Source organism: Psychrobacillus sp. FSL K6-2365, from assembly GCF_038003165.1.
GTDB classification, from domain to species: Bacteria; Bacillota; Bacilli; order Bacillales_A; family Planococcaceae; genus Psychrobacillus; species Psychrobacillus psychrodurans.
Genome location: NZ_JBBOOO010000001.1, coordinates 109506 through 128219, shown reverse-complemented (window position 1 = coordinate 128219; position 18714 = coordinate 109506). Strand labels below are relative to the sequence as shown.

Sequence of the window (18714 nt, the reverse complement as noted above, 5' to 3'; positions counted from 1 at the left end):
TAGTTTATTTTTGATTACCACTCGTCCATTATTTCTTGCATTACCTTTAAGCTCGGTTCATAGAACCAAAATCGTTTTCCTTTTTCTTTGCGACGTTCTAATAATTTCATTCGAGAATCATGTAGAAATTCTTGTTCATGAAATGTTCTGCTCATACAAGTTCTTTTAGCTATTTCTATAATGTCCCAAGTGAATAAAGTTTGTCGCAAAGATTCATCTAATTTTTCATTAATGTAGTTTCGAATTTCATCTTGCTCCACATTAACTTCTATATTTATCAATTTTCATCACCTCCTATACTAATAATTCTAGTTTGTGTAATATTTTTCCTCTTGGAAATGTTGGACGTTTACCAGCTTTCAATTGAGCGATAGACAATCCCTTGGTAAATTGCAAATGAGGATAGTCTCTAAAACTTGTCCAATCTCCACCCCACTCAAATCCCATAGATTTAGCGATAGCTCCTACCCGTTTCCATTTATCATTGACCGTCCACAATGATTGATTACCGTCGTCACTAACTAAAAAATAATCGATAGCTAGACCATAATTGTGAACGGACGTACCAGGTTTAGCTTTTGATACGATAGATCCACTAGAACCATATTTTTTATTGTTCCAAGTATACGAAGGTCTACCTTGACCATAGATATAGGCTTGTTCCTCATTTGAACGGAATCCAGATGATATTTGAACTAATATACCCTCGTTATAACATCGAGTGAGTAACTCTACAGTGTATTCTTTTAAAGAAGGATGAACATCTCCTAAACGTTTAACAGAACGATCTACAAGAATTTTTTAATGATACAGTCATATTATTTCACCTCTTTAGGTTTGTCATATCGCATTACCTGTTGAGAATCCGAATGACTTCGAGTCGTCGGATCTGTAACAGCATTATATCCTGCATAAATCATAGTCCCCAGTAAAACTGGATTTGAATATGCTTGCACAAATAAATCACCTAATGTCGCCCAAGTAGTAATGTCGGCAAGACTTAAACCTGTGTAAATTAATACTGGCGACAGTATTGCAGACACTAATTGAAATAAAAATACAGGGTTCTTAAAACGTACTTTCCAGTTGATTTTCATTGTGTTTCCTCCTTAGTGTCTGTTTCTTTCTTTAGTATTTCACTTTGTAAAATTTCATTTTCCTTAAGCAATGTGAGTTTATCCAAACGAGCCAATTCAGGATGGCGATCAATACTTATTTCTTTTCCAGTAGGCGCCTTATGAAGTTTTTCTAAAGCATTATAAAGGATTGGTGGAATAGGTAACCCGATTTGTGCGGTATTCTCCAATATCGATATGCATTCATTGACAATGAAAAAACTTGTCACTCCAAGAATTACAAGCCCCTTGCTGTCTTGTCCTGCAGACAAAGCTACATATTCTACAGCTCCAGCCATACCTATAAGGACGAATATGGCTACTTTTTTTATAACACCAGACATTCCCACCATACTGTTCCAACTCTCAGTCATAAAAGACCTCATGACACCTGTTACCATATCTAATAACATTAGAAAAACGAGTACCACAATGGCCTCGTTTACGATTTGTAGCATATACATACCGAAGCTTGCAATTAATGCTCCAATAGATTTAAATCCAGTTATCTGCAAACGTGTCACCCGCTTTCTCTCCTTCCATCATCCTCAGTCCCCCTTCAGATTATGGATAAATAAATAAAAGAGCACCCAATTGGATGCCCTTCAGTGTTGATTATTTTTTAACCATAGATAATATTTTATCTAAAACCTCTATTTTGAATGAAGCATGAGGAACTATTTGTGCTATTTCTCCTTTATATGGGTCACTATGGTTATATGCTGAAACTGTCACTCCACTATTATGCCTCAAGTAATTCATATCCACTTGATCATTTTCAAGTTCGGTGCAAATAGTACGATAAACTACATTTCTTTGCTCAACACTATCAAAACTGTATGATAAGTGTTTGCTCTGTTCACCATCTGCATATTCAATGTTAATCTGATACTCTACTCTCATAGCAGTCACTCCCCTTTTATTCACAATTCGACAAAAGAGGAAGGGAATCCTGCCTAGATATTTAACAATCGTTACGACACATAATGTTCCTAATGCTTAGTAACAATAGCTTTGCCTCAGTGAGACATTTACCGTTGACACTTACCCTCAAGCTGATTATCATTTTTAGGTCCAATGTAAAGCATTATTTACAACTCGAAGTCAAAGAAAAAAAAGAGGGTAGCTATTGCTACTCTCTTTAGTCAGATTACCCTATATTTTCAATACTCATTACTTTAACAAAATGCAAGAAAGTTATTCTAAGCTTGAAGCATATTTTTTTAATGCTTCTTCTCTAATAGAATCTTGTTGAGCCATTCTTGACAATACTTCTTTTGCATAATCAGATTTTGCTTTTTGTAAAGAATTCTTTAAAACGCTAGTTTCATCTTGTAAAGGAACTTTCCCATAATTAACACCCGTCACTAGATAATATGGATCTGTTTCCGATTGTCTTAAAAACAATAAATATTCATTATCTGTTTTCATCAATTCATATCCAGCAATATTATAAGTTACATCCTCTTTTTCATTATATGCTTCATTTTCCAGAATTGTAATTTCTGTTCCTGGGGTAACCGAATTTCCACTTATAACTTTCTCAATTGAAAAATTAGACAGAGTATAAGCTATATCAATTCGACCTTCTTGACTATATTTAATTGTCGGCTCTTCTTGCTTAACCTTTTTACCAATAACAATAATATCTGTTTGACTTTCAACAGTATTTAAATCAGGAAATTCATCCATTTTTGCATCTAAGATTAAGTTCCCATCAAATAAATGATCTGCCATACCATTATCAAATTGTTCATCACTATTAGCCGATTTTTCCTCCTTGTTATCAAAAATTAAAAATCCAACTAAAAAAACACATAACACCCCTGTTATAGCAAGTATTTTTTTCACAATCATGCACCACCTTTTCTATATTTATATACATAATCAATATTTAGCATTAATTCCTGCTTTATCGTCAGATAATGGAGCTGCTATATTATTAAATCCAAATTCTCTCATTACTGCATTGGCATCATTTACAGTTTGAGTATGACGCAAACCAATTGCATGACCAACTTCATGAACTACCGTTTCATTTCTGACAGCAGGAGAAGCATTTTTAAATAATCTATAATAACGAATATCACTTTCACGACTAGTATTATAATAACAAACTCCATAGGTTCCATTGTCCGTATCAACAAATCCTTGATAAATATTTACGGTACCACTGCCAGTATATTCTGAAAGAAATACTTTACCACCCGTATAAGTCCATTTTTCAGCATTCTTAAGATGAGGCAAATAAGCATTAGCTGAAGATAAATTCGTATATTGAGGGTTATAGCCAACGTTTTGATTATTAAGCACGTATGCTTTTGAATTTGTAGGATAAGTTATTATCATTGCTAATACTAAACAACAAAAAAACAGCAAACTTTTTTTCATGTAATCATCCTCCTATCTTTCCAATTTATGTATCTACTTAAAATGTAACCTCATAACCATATTGAGCAAAAGCAGATGGAGCTCCTAAGGAAAACAGTAGTACTGATATTAGTAGTAAACTTGAGAACTTTTTTTCATCGATTAGTTTTCTCCTGTATACTTTTTTGGTCGGCCAACCACCTAAATCATAACACTGTAAACTATCACAATCTATTAAATCAAGTTGTGAAAGTTACTAATAAAAACTATCTTTAAAAGGCATTTTACTTAAACAACTTTCATTTAAAACATGAAATAATAAAGAAGTAAATAAATTTTGAATTGAAGGGATAAAGTGTAAAGAATTTCTCCCCCCAATACTGCTGTCACAAAAATAACGCTAGCTTATGCTGAGTTTTATGTTACGAAGACATAAATAGAGCACCCAAATGGATGCTCCTACTTTTGTTTATTTAATTTTCTTACTCTCTTGGGTAACGACTAATGTCAGTATTAATACGACGCACATTGCAAGTATGTTTATGATAAGATAAATTTTATTCACCAGCAAAAACAAATCTATTTGTGCTATCAAAAAAGTTATTAAGCTCGTAAAAGCAATCACAATGGTAGCTTCTGTGAGTTTGCTTTGTAGTTTTTTATCTTGCGCATAACCAATAGATAATGCGCCAACACCAACAGAGATAGCAACATTTAACTGCGCTAAGGATACTAAGACACCTTTCAATTCTTCTTCAGGAATTGAAAATGCTACATAGATTCCTAACGCCACCATTACCACAACAAGGAATATAAAAATAAATTTGTTTTCTCTCATAAAAAAACTTCCTCTCCGTATTCTATGATATATACGGCAAGAGAATAGAAAAGTTTCATAATTCGACAATAAAAATAACGCTAGCTTTAAGCTGCGTTTTCATCTGCATCTAATAAAGTTTGTACGTCTGATTTCCAACGTGTTGGTACATTTTCAATCGTCCATTGTGGAGGATTTGCAGTTATGAGATTGTAGTAAATTTTAGCCATTATACTTCACCTCCTGTTACTAACATTGCTAATTCAGCTATGGCAACTTGGGTCTCCATCTTATCCTGCTCTGCAGACATGCCTAATTCTGCGACAGCTATCATTAATTCATTCAATTGATCTTCTATGGGGTTAGTTGGAGGTAATGCGTAGTCCGCTAATATTTTGTTAATATGATTTTGCGCCGATTCTTCCATTGTTGCTCCCGGATAAGGAATATTATTTGCCGGTTGTTCAATCCAAGGGACTCCATTATTAAATATAACGTACCCCACTTCTTTATGAGGAATTATCACCAGACGAAAAAACCATGCTGATATTTAATTTATTAAGTATTAGAGCAGTTAGAGAAAGTAAAAAAAATAACTAAGCACTCTCCCTTAATTGCCCTTGCCCGGACATATAAGGAGAGAAACAAAATGACTACTATAAAAAAATACACAAAAAAAGACGGATCTACCGCCTTCATGTTTAATGTCTATCTTGGTACAGATCCTCTTACTGGTAAACCTAAACGTACAACAAGACGTGGATTTTCTTCTATGAAAGAAGCGAAATTAACCCTAGCTAGGCTAGAACTAGATATTGAGGCAAATGGCTTTAAATCGAATGAAAAGATGACTTTTATAGAGGTCTATGAATTGTGGTTAGAGAACTATAGGCATACTGTGAAACTTTCGACCGTTAATACGACAGTAAATATGTTTAAAGTGGCCATACTTCCTAAGTTCGGTTCTCTTTCTATTGAAAAGATTAATACGACTTACTGTCAAAAGGTCATTAATGGATGGTCCAAGCATTATGTTAATTTCAGAACGTATTCGAGTTATGTAAAAATGGTGTTGGATCACGCAACTGTTCTAAAAATCATAGATGATAATCCAATGCGAAAAATTATCAAGCCTAAACCAGTAACAAAAGTGGACAAGGAAGAACAATTGGAGAATTTTTACGATAAGCAACAATTAGAACATTTCTTGAATACCATTAAAAAAAATGAAAACATGAAAGTATATGTTCTATTTAGATTGCTTGCTTTCACTGGAGGAAGAAAAGGTGAGGTACTAGCTTTAACGTGGGATGATATTGATTTCAAAGAAAAGACAATTCGCTTTAATAAAACACTTGCAGCAACTGAAGATTCATTAAAATACCTTCAGACTCCTAAAACTGCTCAGTCTAAACGTGTTATAAGTGTGGATGACAAAACGTTAGCAACACTTGATAAGTGGCGGAAAATGCAAACTAAATTACTTTTGACGTATGGAATTAATACATCCTTTAATCCTAATCAACCTGTTTTAACTTCCACAGATAAAAGATCTACAAACGGTTATCACGTGACCACATATCCCAACCAACAACTAAAAACTTTGATAAAGAAATATGAATTTCCGCACATTACTATCCATGGATTTAGACATACTCATGCTTCTCTTCTATTTGAAGCTGGAGCAAGTATAAAAGATGTGCAAGATCGCATTGGCCATACTGATATAAAAACGACCATGAATGTGTATACGCATGTTACTCAAAAGATGAAAGATAACACTGCTGAGAAGTTCGCTAAATACATCAATTTTTGATATTTGGTATTCAAATTGGTATTCAGTCCATTGTGGAATCTTCAATAAACATTACTGAAATTGAGTTATATCAAGGGTTTTGAATGTTATTATCACACTTGAAAAATTCTATTCGATGAAACATTACGTTTGTTGAAAAAAGATCGTTAATATGTTTATTTAAAAGCTGGCCGAACCTTTGGTCAGCTTTTTTGGCTCGAAAATTGAATAAGAAAGAATATCTAAAAAGACAATAGCCAGTTACTAAAGTAATATAACCTATATGTCCTATATGACACTTGTCATACTTATGACTTGACGTTTATGCCTACTACTAATTTTCGATTTTCCTTATTATTAAGATAATAATTCTTAATAGGAGGAATACAATGAGCAGAGAAAAAACGCTTGAATTACGTAAAAATGTAAAGCCTTTTGAAAACTCGGAGTTAAAAAAGAGTATTGTCCAACTAATTAACACTATTCCACCATTTTTAATTCTATGGTTTTTAGCATATATAAGTTTAGATGTATCTGTTTGGCTAACCGTTGCTTTATCTGTTATCGCTGCTGGGTTTGTCGTTCGTATTTTTATCATCTTTCATGATTGTACACATGGATCTTTCTTTAAAAATAAAAAAGCCAATGATATTACTGGAACTATCACAGGAATCATTACGCTCTTCGCTTATGAAAAATGGAAACGTGAGCATAATATCCACCATGCTACTAGTGGAAATTTAGATAAACGTGGAGTCGGCGATATTTGGATGATGACTGTTGAAGAATATATTGAAGCATCTCCAATGAAGCGACTTTCGTATCGACTATATAGAAATCCTATCGTTATGTTCGGTTTAGGACCGGCGTTACTTTTCTTAGTTAGCAATCGTATTAACCGTAAAGGTGCTCGTGGCAAAGAACGTAACAATACGTATCTCATTAATATTTCAGTAATTGTTATTTATGCATTAATGATTTGGTTAATCGGATGGCAGGCATTTGCGATCATTCAAGGAACTATACTCTTCGTTGCTGGTTCATTAGGAATTTGGTTATTTTATGTTCAGCATCAATTTGAGGATTCTTATTTCGAAGATGAGTCCGAGTGGGATTATGTAAAAGCTGCTATAGAGGGAAGTTCTTATTATAAGTTACCTAGGATTTTACAATGGGTAACTGGAAATATTGGATTCCACCATGTGCACCATCTAAGTCCACGTGTTCCTAACTATAACTTAGAAAAAGCTCATGATTCTACCCCTCCTTTACACAAAGCTACTACAATTAACCTACGTAAGAGTTTGGAGTCTATCCATTTCCGACTATTCGATGAAGACAATAAGAGTTTTGTGAACTTTAAACAGATAAAACACTTATTAAATAATTCTAATCGAGCTGTAAAGTTAGATTCAAAAAACTCAACCTTTGAAAGTAAGTAAAATTCTGCAAAAACCATTCCCAGAATTACCTAGGAATGGTTTTTGCATTATAATGGAGAAAAGTTTAACTAGAAGAGGTGAGATAATTGCCCAAATGGTATCAAATATTTCCCAAATATCCTTGGTTAAGTATTTATGCTTGGATTGTTTTTTGTATCTTTCCATTCTTTTTTATATTTAGATCTACGGGTCCAGTAGAGATTGTTATAGGGTTAGCACTGACGTTATTATTTTTTATTTCCTACCGCCTATCTTTTTCTACTAAAGGCTGGTTATTATATTTTTTCGTTGCTTTAGAAATCTCCATCAGTGTTTGGATGACTTATTTATATGGTTACATATACTTCTCCATTTTCTTATCCTTTTTCATTGGGAATATAAAAAGACGATTGAGCTTCTTTGTTATTTATAGTATTCATTTAGTAGCAACTATTGCGGCCGTTATTATAGGTTTTTTCATCCAAACCGACTTATTTCTCTCTCATCTACCGTTTCTTATAGTTTGTTTAATCGGAGTTATTCTGTTGCCCTTTAATACATATACACGAAATCAGCGTGAAGCACTGGAAGGTCAATTAGAAGAAGCGCAAATCAAAATTTCTCAGTATACTATAGTTGAGGAAAGAGAGCGAATTGCACGAGATTTGCATGACACACTTGGACAAAAGCTCTCCCTTATCGGGCTGAAAAGTGATTTGGCCAGCCGATTGATTGAAAAAAACCCTGAAGCTGCTAAAACTGAAATATTGGATATAAACCAGACGGCACGTTCAGTCTTAAAAGAAGTTCGAGAACTCGTAACAAATATGCGTGGAACAAAACTGGAAGAGGAACTATTCCGGATCAATCAAATCCTAAATGCCGCGCAAATAAAGTGCACCGTTACTGGCTCATCTAAATTAGTGAATACACCTCTACTAGTAGAAAATGTTCTCAGTATGTGTTTAAAAGAAGCAGTAAATAATGTAGTAAAGCATAGTGGCGCTACTTCCTGCTCAATATCCATTAAACAATCGGCGAAGGAAACATTGCTAAAGGTATATGACAATGGTAAAGGATTAGAAGAGAAAAAAAGTCTGTCAAAGGGACATGGTCTTATAGGTATTAAAGAACGACTAGAATTTGTGAATGGAACATTAGACATTCATTCAAAAAACGGTACTACATTGAATATACGTGTTCCTAACGTTATACAACAACCCAGTCAGGAGGAATAATAGACATGATACGAATTGTCATTGCAGAAGATCAGCGAATGGTACTAGGTGCTCTTGGATCGCTACTCGATCTAGAAGAGGATATGAAAGTTGTTGGAAAAGCAAATAATGGTGAAGAAGTATTGAAACTAATTGAACAATTACAACCAGACGTTTGTATTATGGATATTGAGATGCCTATCAAAACTGGATTGGATGCAGCAGAGGAACTAAAAGAAAGTGATTGTAAAGTGATTATCTTAACCACATTCGCAAGGTCTGGTTATTTTGAACGTGCACGTAAAGCGGGCGTTAATGGATACTTATTGAAGGATAGTCCAAGTGAAGAGCTAGCAAATTCTATTCGTGTAATCATGGATGGTCGTCGAATATATGCTCCTGAGCTTGTTGACATGGCTTACGAAGAGGAAAATCCACTTACAGACCGCGAAAGTCAGGTGCTGGGGTTAATCGCAAATGGAAAAAACACTAAAGAAATTGCAAGTGAGCTGTTTATCACAACTGGTACTGTCCGCAACTATATCTCCGTCATTTTAGATAAACTAGACGTTGGAAATCGAATAGAAGCTATTTCTAGATTTAAAGAAAAAGGATGGTTTAAATAATAATGGTACAAGCTTAAAGCAAATTGCTTTGAGCTTTTTTTATTTTGGACTAAACTTTTTGCCAACTCGCAGGGTATATATAGTGAAAGGAGTGAAAAAGCGTACATGAATGATGACATCTTAGAAGGAATTAGAAATGGCAGTCGTGATGCTTTTAAACAGTTCTATGATACGTATGAAAATTACGCGATTCGAACAGCAAAAGCAATTACTAGAAATGATGAACATGCAAAGGATGCCGTGCAAGAAACTTTTATAAGAGTATACCGCAATATATCTTCCTATAATTCCAGTTTATCATTTGATGCATGGTTTTATCGCATTTTAGTAAATGAGTGTTATCGTATCATAAATAAAGAGAAAAAGACCCCCTCAGTGGATACTTCTACAATGGAAGATAATGAACTACTGACTGAGCATTCGAAAGAGAATCTGTCGGACTTGTATAGCGTGATTCAAAATATGGCTGACTTATATCGTATTCCTATATTACTGAAATATATAAAAGGCTTTTCGGAAAAAGAAATTGCTGCTATTTTAAATTTGAATCATAATACTGTGAAATCCAGGCTATTTAATGGGAGAAACTTGTTAAAGACTCAATTAGAGATGATAGAAATGGAGGGAAGCCAATAATGGATCAATTTGATAAGCGAGTAAAAAAAGAGATCTTTGATCATACGGAGGAAACTTCTTCTACATTAAAGGATGAAATTTGGAACCATATAGATCAAGAGCTTTTCCAATCGAAAAGCAGAAGGGATAAAAAAGTGAAAAAGAAATCGAAGGTAATTCCAATTGTTATTGCTGCAGCTGCTGGTGTAATGATTTTGTTTAGCACACAAACGGAATCAGGCAGTGCTTTTATTAAACAAATTAAAGATATATTCGTTCCAGAAAAAGAGATTATTCAAAGTATTGAAGGAAGCGAAGAAGAAACAGATGTAAACCTGCAGGAAGGAAAAGATTCCGAGTACATTATTTATATCGATGAAGAGCGTTATAAGCTTGTGAAAGGCGAAGAATCTGATGTTATCACAACAAAAGAACCACTAGAAGAAAGGTATCCAGAAGTATCAATGGAAATAAAACAATATAAGGACGTTTCCCCTGAGACAATGATATCTGCTCTAAAAACAGAGCTTGCTTCAGAATATACTAAAGTGACGGCAGAATCTGTTACAGAACCATTAGATAGCTTTAAATTACACGGCATTAGCGGATCGGAATGGGATAGCCCTGTTACAAACGTATATGTTATTGATAATTTAAATGGCGGGAGCTTTATCATTACGGAGAAATACTTTTTAGAGGCAGCAGAAGGCCATGGTGCAAGATTCTACGCTATGCTGCAAGAGTTTGAAATAATAGAGTAAGTTTAGATTTCCTCTTCCAGGGTAAATAAAAAGTAGAGTTAATAAATTTGGAGGAGGAATATACATGAGTGGATTATCCGACAAAGTAAAAGGTGCAGTGAACAAAACTAAAGGAGAAGCAAAAGACCAATTTGGTAATGCAACCGACGATCATAAATTGCAAGCAGAGGGTAAAATAGATAAATTAAAAGGTGAAGTTCAAAAAGAAGTTGGAGAAATAAAAGATCGCCACGACCGTAAAAAAGATTATTGATAAAAGCAGGACCGCTGACAATATACTCTATTCAGCGGTCTTTTTATTTACAAGCTTTTTAAGGTTACCACAACGATTTCTGGTGAGTTGAATATTCTTACAGGAATAGCACTATTCCCTAGTCCTCTACTTACAATCATACGTGTAGTATTTTCGCTGTACATTCCCGCTGTATAGCTCGGGAATAGACCCTGTCCTGGTGCAACTAGCCCTCCTAGACCTGGAAGTCGAAACTGTCCTCCATGTGCATGTCCAGAAAAAACAACATCCATTTTGTAATCAACGTAATCTTGAAAGGTCTCTGGCCGATGGGATAGCACGAGAGTGAATAAATCACTCTCCTCAAATTGACTTAAAGCCTCATTCACTAGAATCCCATTAAGAGGATCTTCAATACCAATGATACGAATATCTTCCCCTTTATGCTCAATTATTTGTTCCTCATTAGAAAGTACATTTACCCCTAGTTCAGTTAATGAATTCTTTATATTCTCGATATCATTAGTAGCGATTTCATGATTTCCCGTCACATAATAGATGGGAGCAAGATCCACAATCTGTCTTACCAATTCTAAACTTTGGTCTAAGTTATATCGGTTACTATCTATAAGGTCTCCAGTTATAAAAATAAGCTCCGGGTCTGTTTTTTTTACTTTCTTTACTAGTTTTTCCTGATTATCTCCGAAAGTTGCATCATGTAAGTCAGAAATTTGCAGTATCTTTACTCCATCGAAACTAGTAGGAACTCTATCCGACTCTACGCTAATTTCAGTAGTCTGAATCCAACTATTACTTATGTACAGTAGAATGATAACCGCTACGATAAACATTAAAAATTTCTTCATTTATTTTCTCCTAATATTGTGGACTCATGATTCCTACTCGGTAGCCAATATGTTCATTCTTCAATAGCTCATTTACAGTGAATAAAGCGGTATCTCCTGTTGTGGTTTGTATCGCTTCTGTTGGCAGCTTATCTCTCAGTACAATATATTCTTCTGTTGCTGCTCCAGATGGTAAATATGTCGGACAAACAATTGTCCAATCTAGTGAACTAGCTTTTAATGATTCAAACACTTTATGGTGTTCTTTCGCAGCTGTTGTAGATTTACGCTTAGATTCAGGTGATTGATATCTTAGAAAACCTGGTTCTTCTCTACTATCCAATATTCCTGCAGTACCAATTGTAATAATTCGCTTTAGTTGCCGCTTATGCATAATAGAAATTATATGTGTGATGGAATCTGTTAAGACACTTGTTTTATCGGTGCCGAGTGCACTTATAACTGCATCCACTCCTGCAAGGGTTTCTATTATATCCTCAATATTTCTTGCATCGCCTTGTAGGACGGTTAAACCATCCTGAGGTTGCACTCTTTCAGGATTTCTTACTAATGCGGTAACTTTTATATTTTTTTCTAATAATAACGTGAGAATAGCATTTCCCACACGTCCGGTTGCTCCAAAGAGTGCAACTTTCATCTATGCCATCTCCTTTTTAATGTTTCTTTCTTACTCCAGATGCCATCCTCTCGAGACGCTTCAGACAAACTGATAAGGCACAGGGCACCTTCCGCTTTTCTTAGTATAACATCAAAAAGAGCATTCCTTCTTATACGAAGGAACACTCTTTTATGTCGAACTATGTTATTTCCCAGGAAATAATTAATAATTATTGAAAGATAAAATAAATGCCAATACTGCTCCATAAAAAATAATCATAAGTCCGATACCAATTGCCATCCAAATAAGTGACGCTCGTGCATAATTACGTCTTGGATCAGGATTCCCAAATCCCCAGATGAACAGCATAACAAGATTGACGATTGGTATGATTAGTATAAGCATTGTTATTAACCAATCTCCAACGGACATGTCTTTACTAGTTTTTTCATGGTTCTCATAGCCCTGTTCTTGCACTTTCTCTAAAGAATCCATTATATCCCCCCTTTTCAACTTTCGTTAGGCACTTTAGTGTCTACATTAATATTATGACAGTTTCTAAGAAAAAGACTACCCCATAAGAATTATTCTATCTTCAGTAAACTCATAGGAGTTACAATCCCTATTAATTTATCGCTGGATTTCCCATCTTCTGTAATAAGAAGTGCTTCTAAACGTCTGCCCTTCACTACAGATGACTTAAAAATCTCTACAGCCTCGAAAACGGATGCCTCTGCTTGTATAAAACGATGATTATCTCTAGTACTTTCATGTGCTAGTATTTCCGATAACATCGTTCTTTTTCTCGAAAAGGATTCTGAATCCACTTTTCTAGCCATCCACATAGTAATGCCTACCGGGGTAACAAGTCCTTTAAATGTTTTCCCACTGTATACAGGAAATTGATTGTACTTTTTATCTTTTATAACCTTTAGTGCGTAACTAAGGGAATCTGTCTCTTGAAAAATCGTCACATCTGTCTGGAACATTTGAGCAACTGTAATCGGTTTTGCTAATGCGCTTTCGATTTCTTCCATTTTTGTCACAACTTCATCATGAGGTTCAGCAATAGCAAATTCTAAAGATGTACGATGATGTATTATGGCGTTTCTTAAGTCCCCATACTCCCGTAAATCTGCTTCATATCTTCTAATAATGGCGTTTTTCTTTTTAGCAAAATCAATTAAACGAAAAAATGCCATATGCTCATTTGTACCAATCAGATCCTTCATCAATTGGTCAAGTCGGTTGTAGGATACAATAAATCGATCAGAATTACGAGCCACCATCTAAATCACTACCCATCATTATATTTTTGCTTTAGCTACATTTCTCTTAGCTATATATATGGCTCCTACTATTAACAATACAACCATCATTATTGTTACAGTTAAACTCCATAAATACGGTGTTTTGTCAAAACTTCCAGTTAAAATTTGTCCTGCATACATTGGTAACTTCCAAGGTGAAATGGTCCAGTAAGCACCAAGCAGACCATCCACTAATTGCAGGACTACCAACAAAAAAATTGATATAACAGAAGCAATTCCTGTAGGAAAAGCCGAACTGGCACAAATAACAACACTAATTGCAAATAATAACCAGATGCTATACGTTCCTAAGAATCCAATAAACGCAACTGCATCTACTGCTCCATACAAAATATACGTATAATAGACATTTGCTAAAAGACCAATACATGCGCTTCCAATAATTAAGATACACATAATGGCTAGCTTACTAAACACATAACTAGTATAAGCAATCGGTCTTACATATAACATAGTTGCTGTTCCATTTCTGCGTTCTCTAGCAATGATTCCTGCAAATCCAAACGCTACAATTAACATCCCTATAAATTGATACTGACCAATTGTTGACATAATTATTTGTTCAGGTGTGTAATCTGGCAATGGAAACACCATATCACTTGGCATATTTCCAACAGCATTTAAAATTTGCGGTAAATAATGATACATTAATGGTTCGGAAATACCGAATAAGATAAATACAAGTGGTATCCAAAGAATCTTAAAGTTTCGTACATTTTCACGCCACTCTTTTTGAAATAGTATAGAGAAATTATTCATGCTTATTCACCACCTGTAAAAATATTTCTTCTAAGCTGGCTGATGCTCGCTCTACCCTTGATAATCGTAAGTTACTATTAGCAAGTACTTGTAATACCTCATTCATCAGTGGTTTGTTTTCCAAAAGATGAATGTAAACAATCTCATTCTCCTGTCTAGCAGGCCATGGAGCGATTTCGATAAACTTTGCTGCTTCCTCCGAATCCGAAAAGAGAATTTTAAATAATGGATTTGCATACTTGTCTCTTACTTCCTTTAACGATCCTTGCTCCACTAGTTGCCCTTTTCTTAAAAATAACAACTGGTCGGTCATTTCCTCTGCATCATTTAAAATATGGGTAGAATATAAAATGGTTGTATGTTCTTGTAGTTCTTTTAATAAATTCAAAACTTCTCGTCTTCCCACTGGATCCAAGGCAGAAACAGGCTCATCAAGTAAAAGTAACCCTGGTTTATGCACAATTGCTTGGGCTAAACCTAGTCGTTGTTTCATCCCACCAGAGAATGTTCCTGTTTTTTTATTTTTAGCATCGCCTAAGCCAACAAAGTCTAATGTTCTTATTGCTTGTGATTTAGTGAATTTTCCATCTAGTCCACTCAACTTTGCTACCATTTCAATAAATTCAAGTGCTGTTAACCACGAAAAAAATTGAGGATATTGTGGTAAGAATCCTATCTCTTTTCGACTATCTCCTTTTAAGTCCCCATCAATCACTACTGTTCCACTTGTTTGTCTTAATAGTCCGGCTAGTATAGACAGAGTAGTTGTCTTTCCAGCACCGTTTGGTCCAATTAAAGCGGTTGCAGTGTTTTTATTTAGTGAAAAAGTAATTTGATCTACTGCTTTTTCATTCCCGTAATCCTTTGTTAGCCCCTGAACATGAAGTAATGTTTTCATTCATTTCGTCTCCCAACTATAAAATAAATAACAGGTCCAATGATACTGATTAAAATAATAATAATCGCCCACATCCACTTTGATCCATTGGTATTCTTTACGCGTAACAGATCAATCAGTGCTACCACGACTAATAATAATTGAATTATTAGTACAGGTAAGATGAGCAACCAAGGTACTGAATCCCATTCCACTGTTATTCCCCCTCTCTCTTCTATTCTACTACATATAGAACAGAGAAGTTTCAAATATTTTCAAATCTTTCTATTATTATTTACCCTCTACTGACTTTAAGTACTTTAAGAGTCGCTATGGTATAATGAAAAGTTGGAAGGTGAATATATAATGGAAGTATTGATTAGAAAAGCTTACAAAGAAGATGCAACCGAGGCTATCCCACTTATAATGGAGGCTATCGGAGACATCTCGAGGCAGATGACTGGAGAAACAGAAAAAACTGCCATATACAATGAATTTATACAACTATTTACACGTACGGATAATCGACACTCTTATTTAAATACGTATATTGCAGAAATGAATGGACATGTCGCAGGGGTATTGGTATTTTATACTGCCGAGCAGGCAATTATCCTAGATGCAAATTTAGAAGCATACCTTTCTAATAAAAAAGGTACTGCTGTCACAATAGACCCAGAAACTGCACCTGGAGAATGGTATATCGATACAGTTGTAGTTGACCCGACATATCGTGGACATGGTATAGGTACAAAATTATTAAGCTACGCAGAGCAATTAGTGAAAGATTCTGGGGGCGGGAAACTATCCTTGAATGTGGAGCTTGAAAAAGATGCTGCTATCCGCTTGTATAATCGTTTAGGATTTGTTACCCTATGTCCTTGGACAATTATTGGTGAGCCTTTTCATCATATGGTGAAAACCGTTTTCGCAGATTAAAGGAGAAATTTTTATGAAATTATGGATTTATCCCCTAATGGTTGTGTTTGCAGCAAGCAGTTATGGGACTTTATCAACTATGGTTAAACTAGCAATCGGAGATGGCTACACGGCTTCGGAAGCGATTTCTAGTCAATATATCGTTGGATTTCTTTTGGCATTAGTAATATATTTACTAACGCAACGAAAACTGCCTCGTTTATATGGAGGCTTTAAAATTATTTTATTGGCAGGTGTGTTTACTGCTACGACGGGAATCGTTTATGGTATGTCACTTATATACCTACCTGCTTCCCTTGCAGTTGTTATGCTATTCCAATTTACATGGATTGGAACGCTAATCGATTGTATTATTAGAAAAAGACTTCCATCTAGAGCAGAGACGATTTCTCTTATTATCTTATTTTTAGGTACTATCTTAGCTGCTGGAATACTGGATGTCGACTTAAGTGGAATTGACTGGAGAGGCTGGGTTTATGGTTTTGCTGCTGCTGTTTCATTCTCCTTGAATATGAATGTTAACACTAAGCAAGTCGAAGGCATGAATACAACAACTCGTTTATTATTTGTTTCCTTTATAGCAGCACTAATGATTTCCTTCTTCCAAAGTCCGGAAATTATGTGGAATGGAAAACTATTTACGGAGCCATTACTGTTTTATGGACTAGCCCTTGGATTACTAGGTATCATCATCCCAATTTACTTCTTTGTTATTGCAGTACCTAAAGTGGGAGGCGCGGTTTCTTCTATATTAAGTGCCATGGAGTTACCAGTGGCTGTAATCGTTTCAGTACTTGTGTTAAGCGAGGCATTATCATGGCTACAGATTTTAGGAATAGTCGTGATTTTAGTTGGTATGTGTATTCCAACATTAGCCACTATTTCGAAAAACAAAAAGCGACAAACCGCTTTATAAGCGTAAACAAAAAGAGTCTAAATTCATATGCGAATTTAGACTCTTTTTGTTTTTTAATTGTTTCTCATTTTATAATCAACTGTTACTTTATTTCACATGTGCTTGTAAGTAGCTAACTATACCATCTATTAAGCCCTCCGCTAACGGAAGATCCGGATTTGAATAGGCAGCGATATTTCCTTCTCTATCAGCAGGGGCTTCTTTCAACACATGGTTCATCTTATCAACAATGAGTAAATCTGAATCTTCTTTTGCTTGATGTAATAGCTCTGCATCTTTTATGGGGACTTGAATATCTAAATTTCCATTTACTATTAGTACTGACCTAGTAAACTTTTGCAGTTGTTCCGCTGGGTCATATTGAAGCCAGGAAATCATATATGGTTGAACCGATAGGCGGAATACACTTTGCAATTCCTGACTTACTGTCTTTACTTGCTCACCTTGTTTTAATTTTTCAAGAATATTAGTGGATTCTTCCAATAGGTTCTCTGGAAGTTGAGCTTGTAGTTGTTCAAGAAGTATCTGATCAATTGGTCTACCAGCTCCAGCAATGGAAATGAACGTATCTGCATCTGCTTTATGGCTAGCCACCATTCCAATTAAAGAGCCCTCGCTATGGCCAATTACTCCAACCTTTGAAAAGCGTTCATCACCTTTGGCAAACTGGACCCATGCAGTAGCATCATCAATATATTGGTCAAATCGTAAATCTTCTTCCCCGCCCGCTAAGCTCGTATTGATTCCAACTCCCCGCTTGTCATAGCGGATAGTTGCGATCCCATTACCTGCTAACTCCTCAGCAAGCATCTTCAAACTATTATTTTTTCCAGGCAATGCTATCGAGTTTCCGTTTCGATCAGTAGGACCAGAACCAGCAATAATAACCATAAGAGGGAAAGGTCCTTCTCCTTTAGGAATTTCCAATTGACCAGACATGGTTCCATCTTCTACCTTCACTTCTATCAACCTATCTTTTTCTACTTCTTCCTCTTTACTTCCCTTCACCAATTTAAAAGGAAATGCCTGCCCTTGCTGAGTAAATGTTCCCGTTATATTTTCTTGTTCCACTTTACCATTAAAGGTTAAATTCTGACCTTGAATATTCATGCTAAAAAAAACGTCCGATTCATCTAGTTTCACATTTGTTAGTGGGTAATTGCTTACTCCTTGTACTGGAATACTAATCTTCCCTTTATCTAATCCAAACTCAATGATAATTGGTAGGGGTTGATTGGGAGTATCAATGGTCCCTTCCCATACACCTTCTATGTTTTCTAATGAACCCATCTCTGACGCCTCCTCTTTTTCTTTAACACACGCAGTAAGCAATAAAAAGACAATTGCTAACGAACAAAAAACAATTGATAATCTCCTCATACTAATTCCTCCACTTCTGTTATACAACTAATATAACAGAAGTGGAGTGGATGGTAAAGATAGTAAGTTTAAATAAAAT

The 18714-nt window shown here is 35.2% G+C and carries 27 protein-coding genes; 9 read left to right on the top strand and 18 right to left on the bottom strand.

The annotated features are described in order from the left end of the window. Window positions 1–14 precede the first annotated feature (14 nt). The 10 genes from MKY29_RS00680 to MKY29_RS00635 form a co-directional block, all read right to left on the bottom strand. Complete coding sequence (locus tag MKY29_RS00680; RefSeq protein ID WP_340878708.1) at window positions 15–281, bottom strand: hypothetical protein; 267 nt, start codon at window positions 279–281, stop codon at window positions 15–17. A 13-nt stretch (window positions 282–294) separates the two neighbouring features. Next, the gene (locus MKY29_RS00675) at window positions 295–798 is read right to left on the bottom strand and encodes a M15 family metallopeptidase (protein ID WP_340880778.1); all 504 of its coding nucleotides are present in this window, start codon (window positions 796–798) and stop codon (window positions 295–297) included. A 20-nt stretch (window positions 799–818) separates the two neighbouring features. Continuing rightward, on the bottom strand, window positions 819–1097 hold the full coding sequence (locus MKY29_RS00670) for a phage holin (RefSeq protein WP_340878707.1): 279 nt from the start codon (window positions 1095–1097) through the stop codon (window positions 819–821). Then, window positions 1094–1639, bottom strand: coding sequence for a phage holin family protein (locus MKY29_RS00665; protein WP_340878706.1), 546 nt, complete (start codon window positions 1637–1639; stop codon window positions 1094–1096). Before MKY29_RS00665 ends, MKY29_RS00670 begins: the two co-directional genes overlap by 4 nt. 91 nt (window positions 1640–1730) lie before the next feature. Then, window positions 1731–2018 (bottom strand): hypothetical protein, encoded by a 288-nt coding sequence (locus MKY29_RS00660; protein WP_340878705.1) that lies wholly within the window; start codon window positions 2016–2018, stop codon window positions 1731–1733. A gap of 294 nt (window positions 2019–2312) precedes the next feature. Next, on the bottom strand, window positions 2313–2966 hold the full coding sequence (locus MKY29_RS00655) for a hypothetical protein (RefSeq protein WP_340878704.1): 654 nt from the start codon (window positions 2964–2966) through the stop codon (window positions 2313–2315). A 36-nt stretch (window positions 2967–3002) separates the two neighbouring features. Then, on the bottom strand, window positions 3003–3506 hold the full coding sequence (locus MKY29_RS00650; RefSeq protein ID WP_340878703.1) for a zinc-dependent metalloprotease family protein: 504 nt from the start codon (window positions 3504–3506) through the stop codon (window positions 3003–3005). 448 nt (window positions 3507–3954) lie between these two features. Further along, entirely contained in the window at window positions 3955–4323 is a 369-nt protein-coding gene (locus MKY29_RS00645) for a hypothetical protein (protein ID WP_340878702.1), read from the bottom strand. A gap of 86 nt (window positions 4324–4409) precedes the next feature. Then, window positions 4410–4532, bottom strand: coding sequence for a CD1375 family protein (locus tag MKY29_RS00640; RefSeq protein ID WP_340878701.1), 123 nt, complete (start codon window positions 4530–4532; stop codon window positions 4410–4412). After that, a complete protein-coding gene (locus MKY29_RS00635; RefSeq protein ID WP_340878700.1) occupies window positions 4532–4807 on the bottom strand; it encodes a hypothetical protein in 276 nt (91 codons plus the stop codon). The genes MKY29_RS00640 and MKY29_RS00635 overlap by 1 nt, the downstream gene beginning before the upstream one ends. A 144-nt stretch (window positions 4808–4951) precedes the next feature. Here MKY29_RS00635 and MKY29_RS00630 point away from each other — a divergent pair, with 144 nt between their 5' ends. From MKY29_RS00630 to MKY29_RS00600, 7 genes are all read left to right on the top strand, one after another. Continuing rightward, window positions 4952–6118: a tyrosine-type recombinase/integrase gene (locus MKY29_RS00630; RefSeq protein WP_340878699.1), complete on the top strand. Its 1167-nt coding sequence runs from the start codon at window positions 4952–4954 to the stop codon at window positions 6116–6118. A 368-nt stretch (window positions 6119–6486) separates the two neighbouring features. Then, window positions 6487–7539 (top strand): fatty acid desaturase, encoded by a 1053-nt coding sequence (locus MKY29_RS00625; protein ID WP_093495406.1) that lies wholly within the window; start codon window positions 6487–6489, stop codon window positions 7537–7539. A gap of 86 nt (window positions 7540–7625) precedes the next feature. Next, window positions 7626–8756 carry a sensor histidine kinase gene (locus tag MKY29_RS00620; protein ID WP_093495407.1) on the top strand — a complete coding sequence of 377 codons (1131 nt, stop codon included), beginning with the start codon at window positions 7626–7628 and terminating at the stop codon, window positions 8754–8756. Between the two features lie 5 nt (window positions 8757–8761). Continuing rightward, window positions 8762–9361 carry a response regulator transcription factor gene (locus tag MKY29_RS00615; protein WP_090570579.1) on the top strand — a complete coding sequence of 200 codons (600 nt, stop codon included), beginning with the start codon at window positions 8762–8764 and terminating at the stop codon, window positions 9359–9361. Window positions 9362–9466: 105 nt separating this feature from the next. Further along, entirely contained in the window at window positions 9467–9997 is a 531-nt protein-coding gene (locus MKY29_RS00610; RefSeq protein ID WP_340878698.1) for an RNA polymerase sigma factor, read from the top strand. After that, window positions 9997–10737, top strand: coding sequence for a hypothetical protein (locus MKY29_RS00605; protein ID WP_241600365.1), 741 nt, complete (start codon window positions 9997–9999; stop codon window positions 10735–10737). The genes MKY29_RS00610 and MKY29_RS00605 overlap by 1 nt, the downstream gene beginning before the upstream one ends. A gap of 64 nt (window positions 10738–10801) precedes the next feature. Continuing rightward, entirely contained in the window at window positions 10802–10990 is a 189-nt protein-coding gene (locus MKY29_RS00600) for a CsbD family protein (RefSeq protein WP_241600363.1), read from the top strand. A gap of 47 nt (window positions 10991–11037) precedes the next feature. Here MKY29_RS00600 and MKY29_RS00595 read toward each other — a convergent pair whose 3' ends face one another. The 7 genes from MKY29_RS00595 to MKY29_RS00565 all read right to left on the bottom strand — a co-directional run bounded on the left by MKY29_RS00595 (window position 11038) and on the right by MKY29_RS00565 (window position 15615). Continuing rightward, on the bottom strand, window positions 11038–11835 hold the full coding sequence (locus MKY29_RS00595; protein WP_340878697.1) for a metallophosphoesterase: 798 nt from the start codon (window positions 11833–11835) through the stop codon (window positions 11038–11040). 10 nt (window positions 11836–11845) lie between these two features. Then, window positions 11846–12472, bottom strand: a complete 627-nt coding sequence (locus tag MKY29_RS00590; protein WP_241600362.1) for an NAD(P)-dependent oxidoreductase — start codon at window positions 12470–12472, stop codon at window positions 11846–11848. Window positions 12473–12655: 183 nt separating this feature from the next. Further along, on the bottom strand, window positions 12656–12928 hold the full coding sequence (locus MKY29_RS00585; protein ID WP_241600360.1) for a hypothetical protein: 273 nt from the start codon (window positions 12926–12928) through the stop codon (window positions 12656–12658). Between the two features lie 89 nt (window positions 12929–13017). Further along, window positions 13018–13722 (bottom strand): CBS domain-containing protein, encoded by a 705-nt coding sequence (locus MKY29_RS00580; protein WP_241600358.1) that lies wholly within the window; start codon window positions 13720–13722, stop codon window positions 13018–13020. Between the two features lie 18 nt (window positions 13723–13740). Continuing rightward, window positions 13741–14523, bottom strand: coding sequence for an ABC transporter permease (locus MKY29_RS00575; protein ID WP_093495413.1), 783 nt, complete (start codon window positions 14521–14523; stop codon window positions 13741–13743). After that, a complete protein-coding gene (locus tag MKY29_RS00570; RefSeq protein ID WP_340878696.1) occupies window positions 14516–15421 on the bottom strand; it encodes an ABC transporter ATP-binding protein in 906 nt (301 codons plus the stop codon). The genes MKY29_RS00575 and MKY29_RS00570 overlap by 8 nt, the downstream gene beginning before the upstream one ends. Further along, window positions 15418–15615, bottom strand: a complete 198-nt coding sequence (locus tag MKY29_RS00565) for a PLDc N-terminal domain-containing protein (protein ID WP_093495415.1) — start codon at window positions 15613–15615, stop codon at window positions 15418–15420. The genes MKY29_RS00570 and MKY29_RS00565 overlap by 4 nt, the downstream gene beginning before the upstream one ends. A 151-nt stretch (window positions 15616–15766) precedes the next feature. Here MKY29_RS00565 and MKY29_RS00560 point away from each other — a divergent pair, with 151 nt between their 5' ends. Next, the gene (locus MKY29_RS00560; protein ID WP_340878695.1) at window positions 15767–16339 is read left to right on the top strand and encodes a GNAT family N-acetyltransferase; all 573 of its coding nucleotides are present in this window, start codon (window positions 15767–15769) and stop codon (window positions 16337–16339) included. 13 nt (window positions 16340–16352) lie between these two features. Next, a complete protein-coding gene (locus tag MKY29_RS00555) occupies window positions 16353–17255 on the top strand; it encodes an EamA family transporter (protein WP_090570546.1) in 903 nt (300 codons plus the stop codon). 87 nt (window positions 17256–17342) lie between these two features. On the opposite strand, the gene MKY29_RS00550 is transcribed toward MKY29_RS00555, so the two are convergent. Then, complete coding sequence (locus tag MKY29_RS00550; RefSeq protein WP_340878694.1) at window positions 17343–18635, bottom strand: alpha/beta hydrolase family protein; 1293 nt, start codon at window positions 18633–18635, stop codon at window positions 17343–17345. Between the last annotated feature and the right edge of the window lie 79 nt (window positions 18636–18714).

Excerpts from the sequence above, each read along its gene's own strand:
- MKY29_RS00660 (WP_340878705.1), bottom strand. The coding sequence starts at position 2,018 with ATGAGAGTAGAGTATCAGATTAACATTGAATATGCAGATGGTGAACAG.
- MKY29_RS00550 (WP_340878694.1), bottom strand. The coding sequence starts at position 18,635 with ATGAGGAGATTATCAATTGTTTTTTGTTCGTTAGCAATTGTCTTTTTA.
- MKY29_RS00625 (WP_093495406.1), top strand. The coding sequence starts at position 6,487 with ATGAGCAGAGAAAAAACGCTTGAATTACGTAAAAATGTAAAGCCTTTT.
- MKY29_RS00650 (WP_340878703.1), bottom strand. The coding sequence starts at position 3,506 with ATGAAAAAAAGTTTGCTGTTTTTTTGTTGTTTAGTATTAGCAATGATA.
- MKY29_RS00615 (WP_090570579.1), top strand. The coding sequence starts at position 8,762 with ATGATACGAATTGTCATTGCAGAAGATCAGCGAATGGTACTAGGTGCT.
- MKY29_RS00570 (WP_340878696.1), bottom strand. The coding sequence starts at position 15,421 with ATGAAAACATTACTTCATGTTCAGGGGCTAACAAAGGATTACGGGAAT.
- MKY29_RS00640 (WP_340878701.1), bottom strand. The coding sequence starts at position 4,532 with ATGGCTAAAATTTACTACAATCTCATAACTGCAAATCCTCCACAATGG.
- MKY29_RS00555 (WP_090570546.1), top strand. The coding sequence starts at position 16,353 with ATGAAATTATGGATTTATCCCCTAATGGTTGTGTTTGCAGCAAGCAGT.
- MKY29_RS00630 (WP_340878699.1), top strand. The coding sequence starts at position 4,952 with ATGACTACTATAAAAAAATACACAAAAAAAGACGGATCTACCGCCTTC.
- MKY29_RS00645 (WP_340878702.1), bottom strand. The coding sequence starts at position 4,323 with ATGAGAGAAAACAAATTTATTTTTATATTCCTTGTTGTGGTAATGGTG.
- MKY29_RS00585 (WP_241600360.1), bottom strand. The coding sequence starts at position 12,928 with ATGGATTCTTTAGAGAAAGTGCAAGAACAGGGCTATGAGAACCATGAA.
- MKY29_RS00575 (WP_093495413.1), bottom strand. The coding sequence starts at position 14,523 with ATGAATAATTTCTCTATACTATTTCAAAAAGAGTGGCGTGAAAATGTA.
- MKY29_RS00560 (WP_340878695.1), top strand. The coding sequence starts at position 15,767 with ATGGAAGTATTGATTAGAAAAGCTTACAAAGAAGATGCAACCGAGGCT.
- MKY29_RS00580 (WP_241600358.1), bottom strand. The coding sequence starts at position 13,722 with ATGGTGGCTCGTAATTCTGATCGATTTATTGTATCCTACAACCGACTT.
- MKY29_RS00605 (WP_241600365.1), top strand. The coding sequence starts at position 9,997 with ATGGATCAATTTGATAAGCGAGTAAAAAAAGAGATCTTTGATCATACG.
- MKY29_RS00590 (WP_241600362.1), bottom strand. The coding sequence starts at position 12,472 with ATGAAAGTTGCACTCTTTGGAGCAACCGGACGTGTGGGAAATGCTATT.
- MKY29_RS00600 (WP_241600363.1), top strand. The coding sequence starts at position 10,802 with ATGAGTGGATTATCCGACAAAGTAAAAGGTGCAGTGAACAAAACTAAA.
- MKY29_RS00610 (WP_340878698.1), top strand. The coding sequence starts at position 9,467 with ATGAATGATGACATCTTAGAAGGAATTAGAAATGGCAGTCGTGATGCT.
- MKY29_RS00670 (WP_340878707.1), bottom strand. The coding sequence starts at position 1,097 with ATGAAAATCAACTGGAAAGTACGTTTTAAGAACCCTGTATTTTTATTT.
- MKY29_RS00595 (WP_340878697.1), bottom strand. The coding sequence starts at position 11,835 with ATGAAGAAATTTTTAATGTTTATCGTAGCGGTTATCATTCTACTGTAC.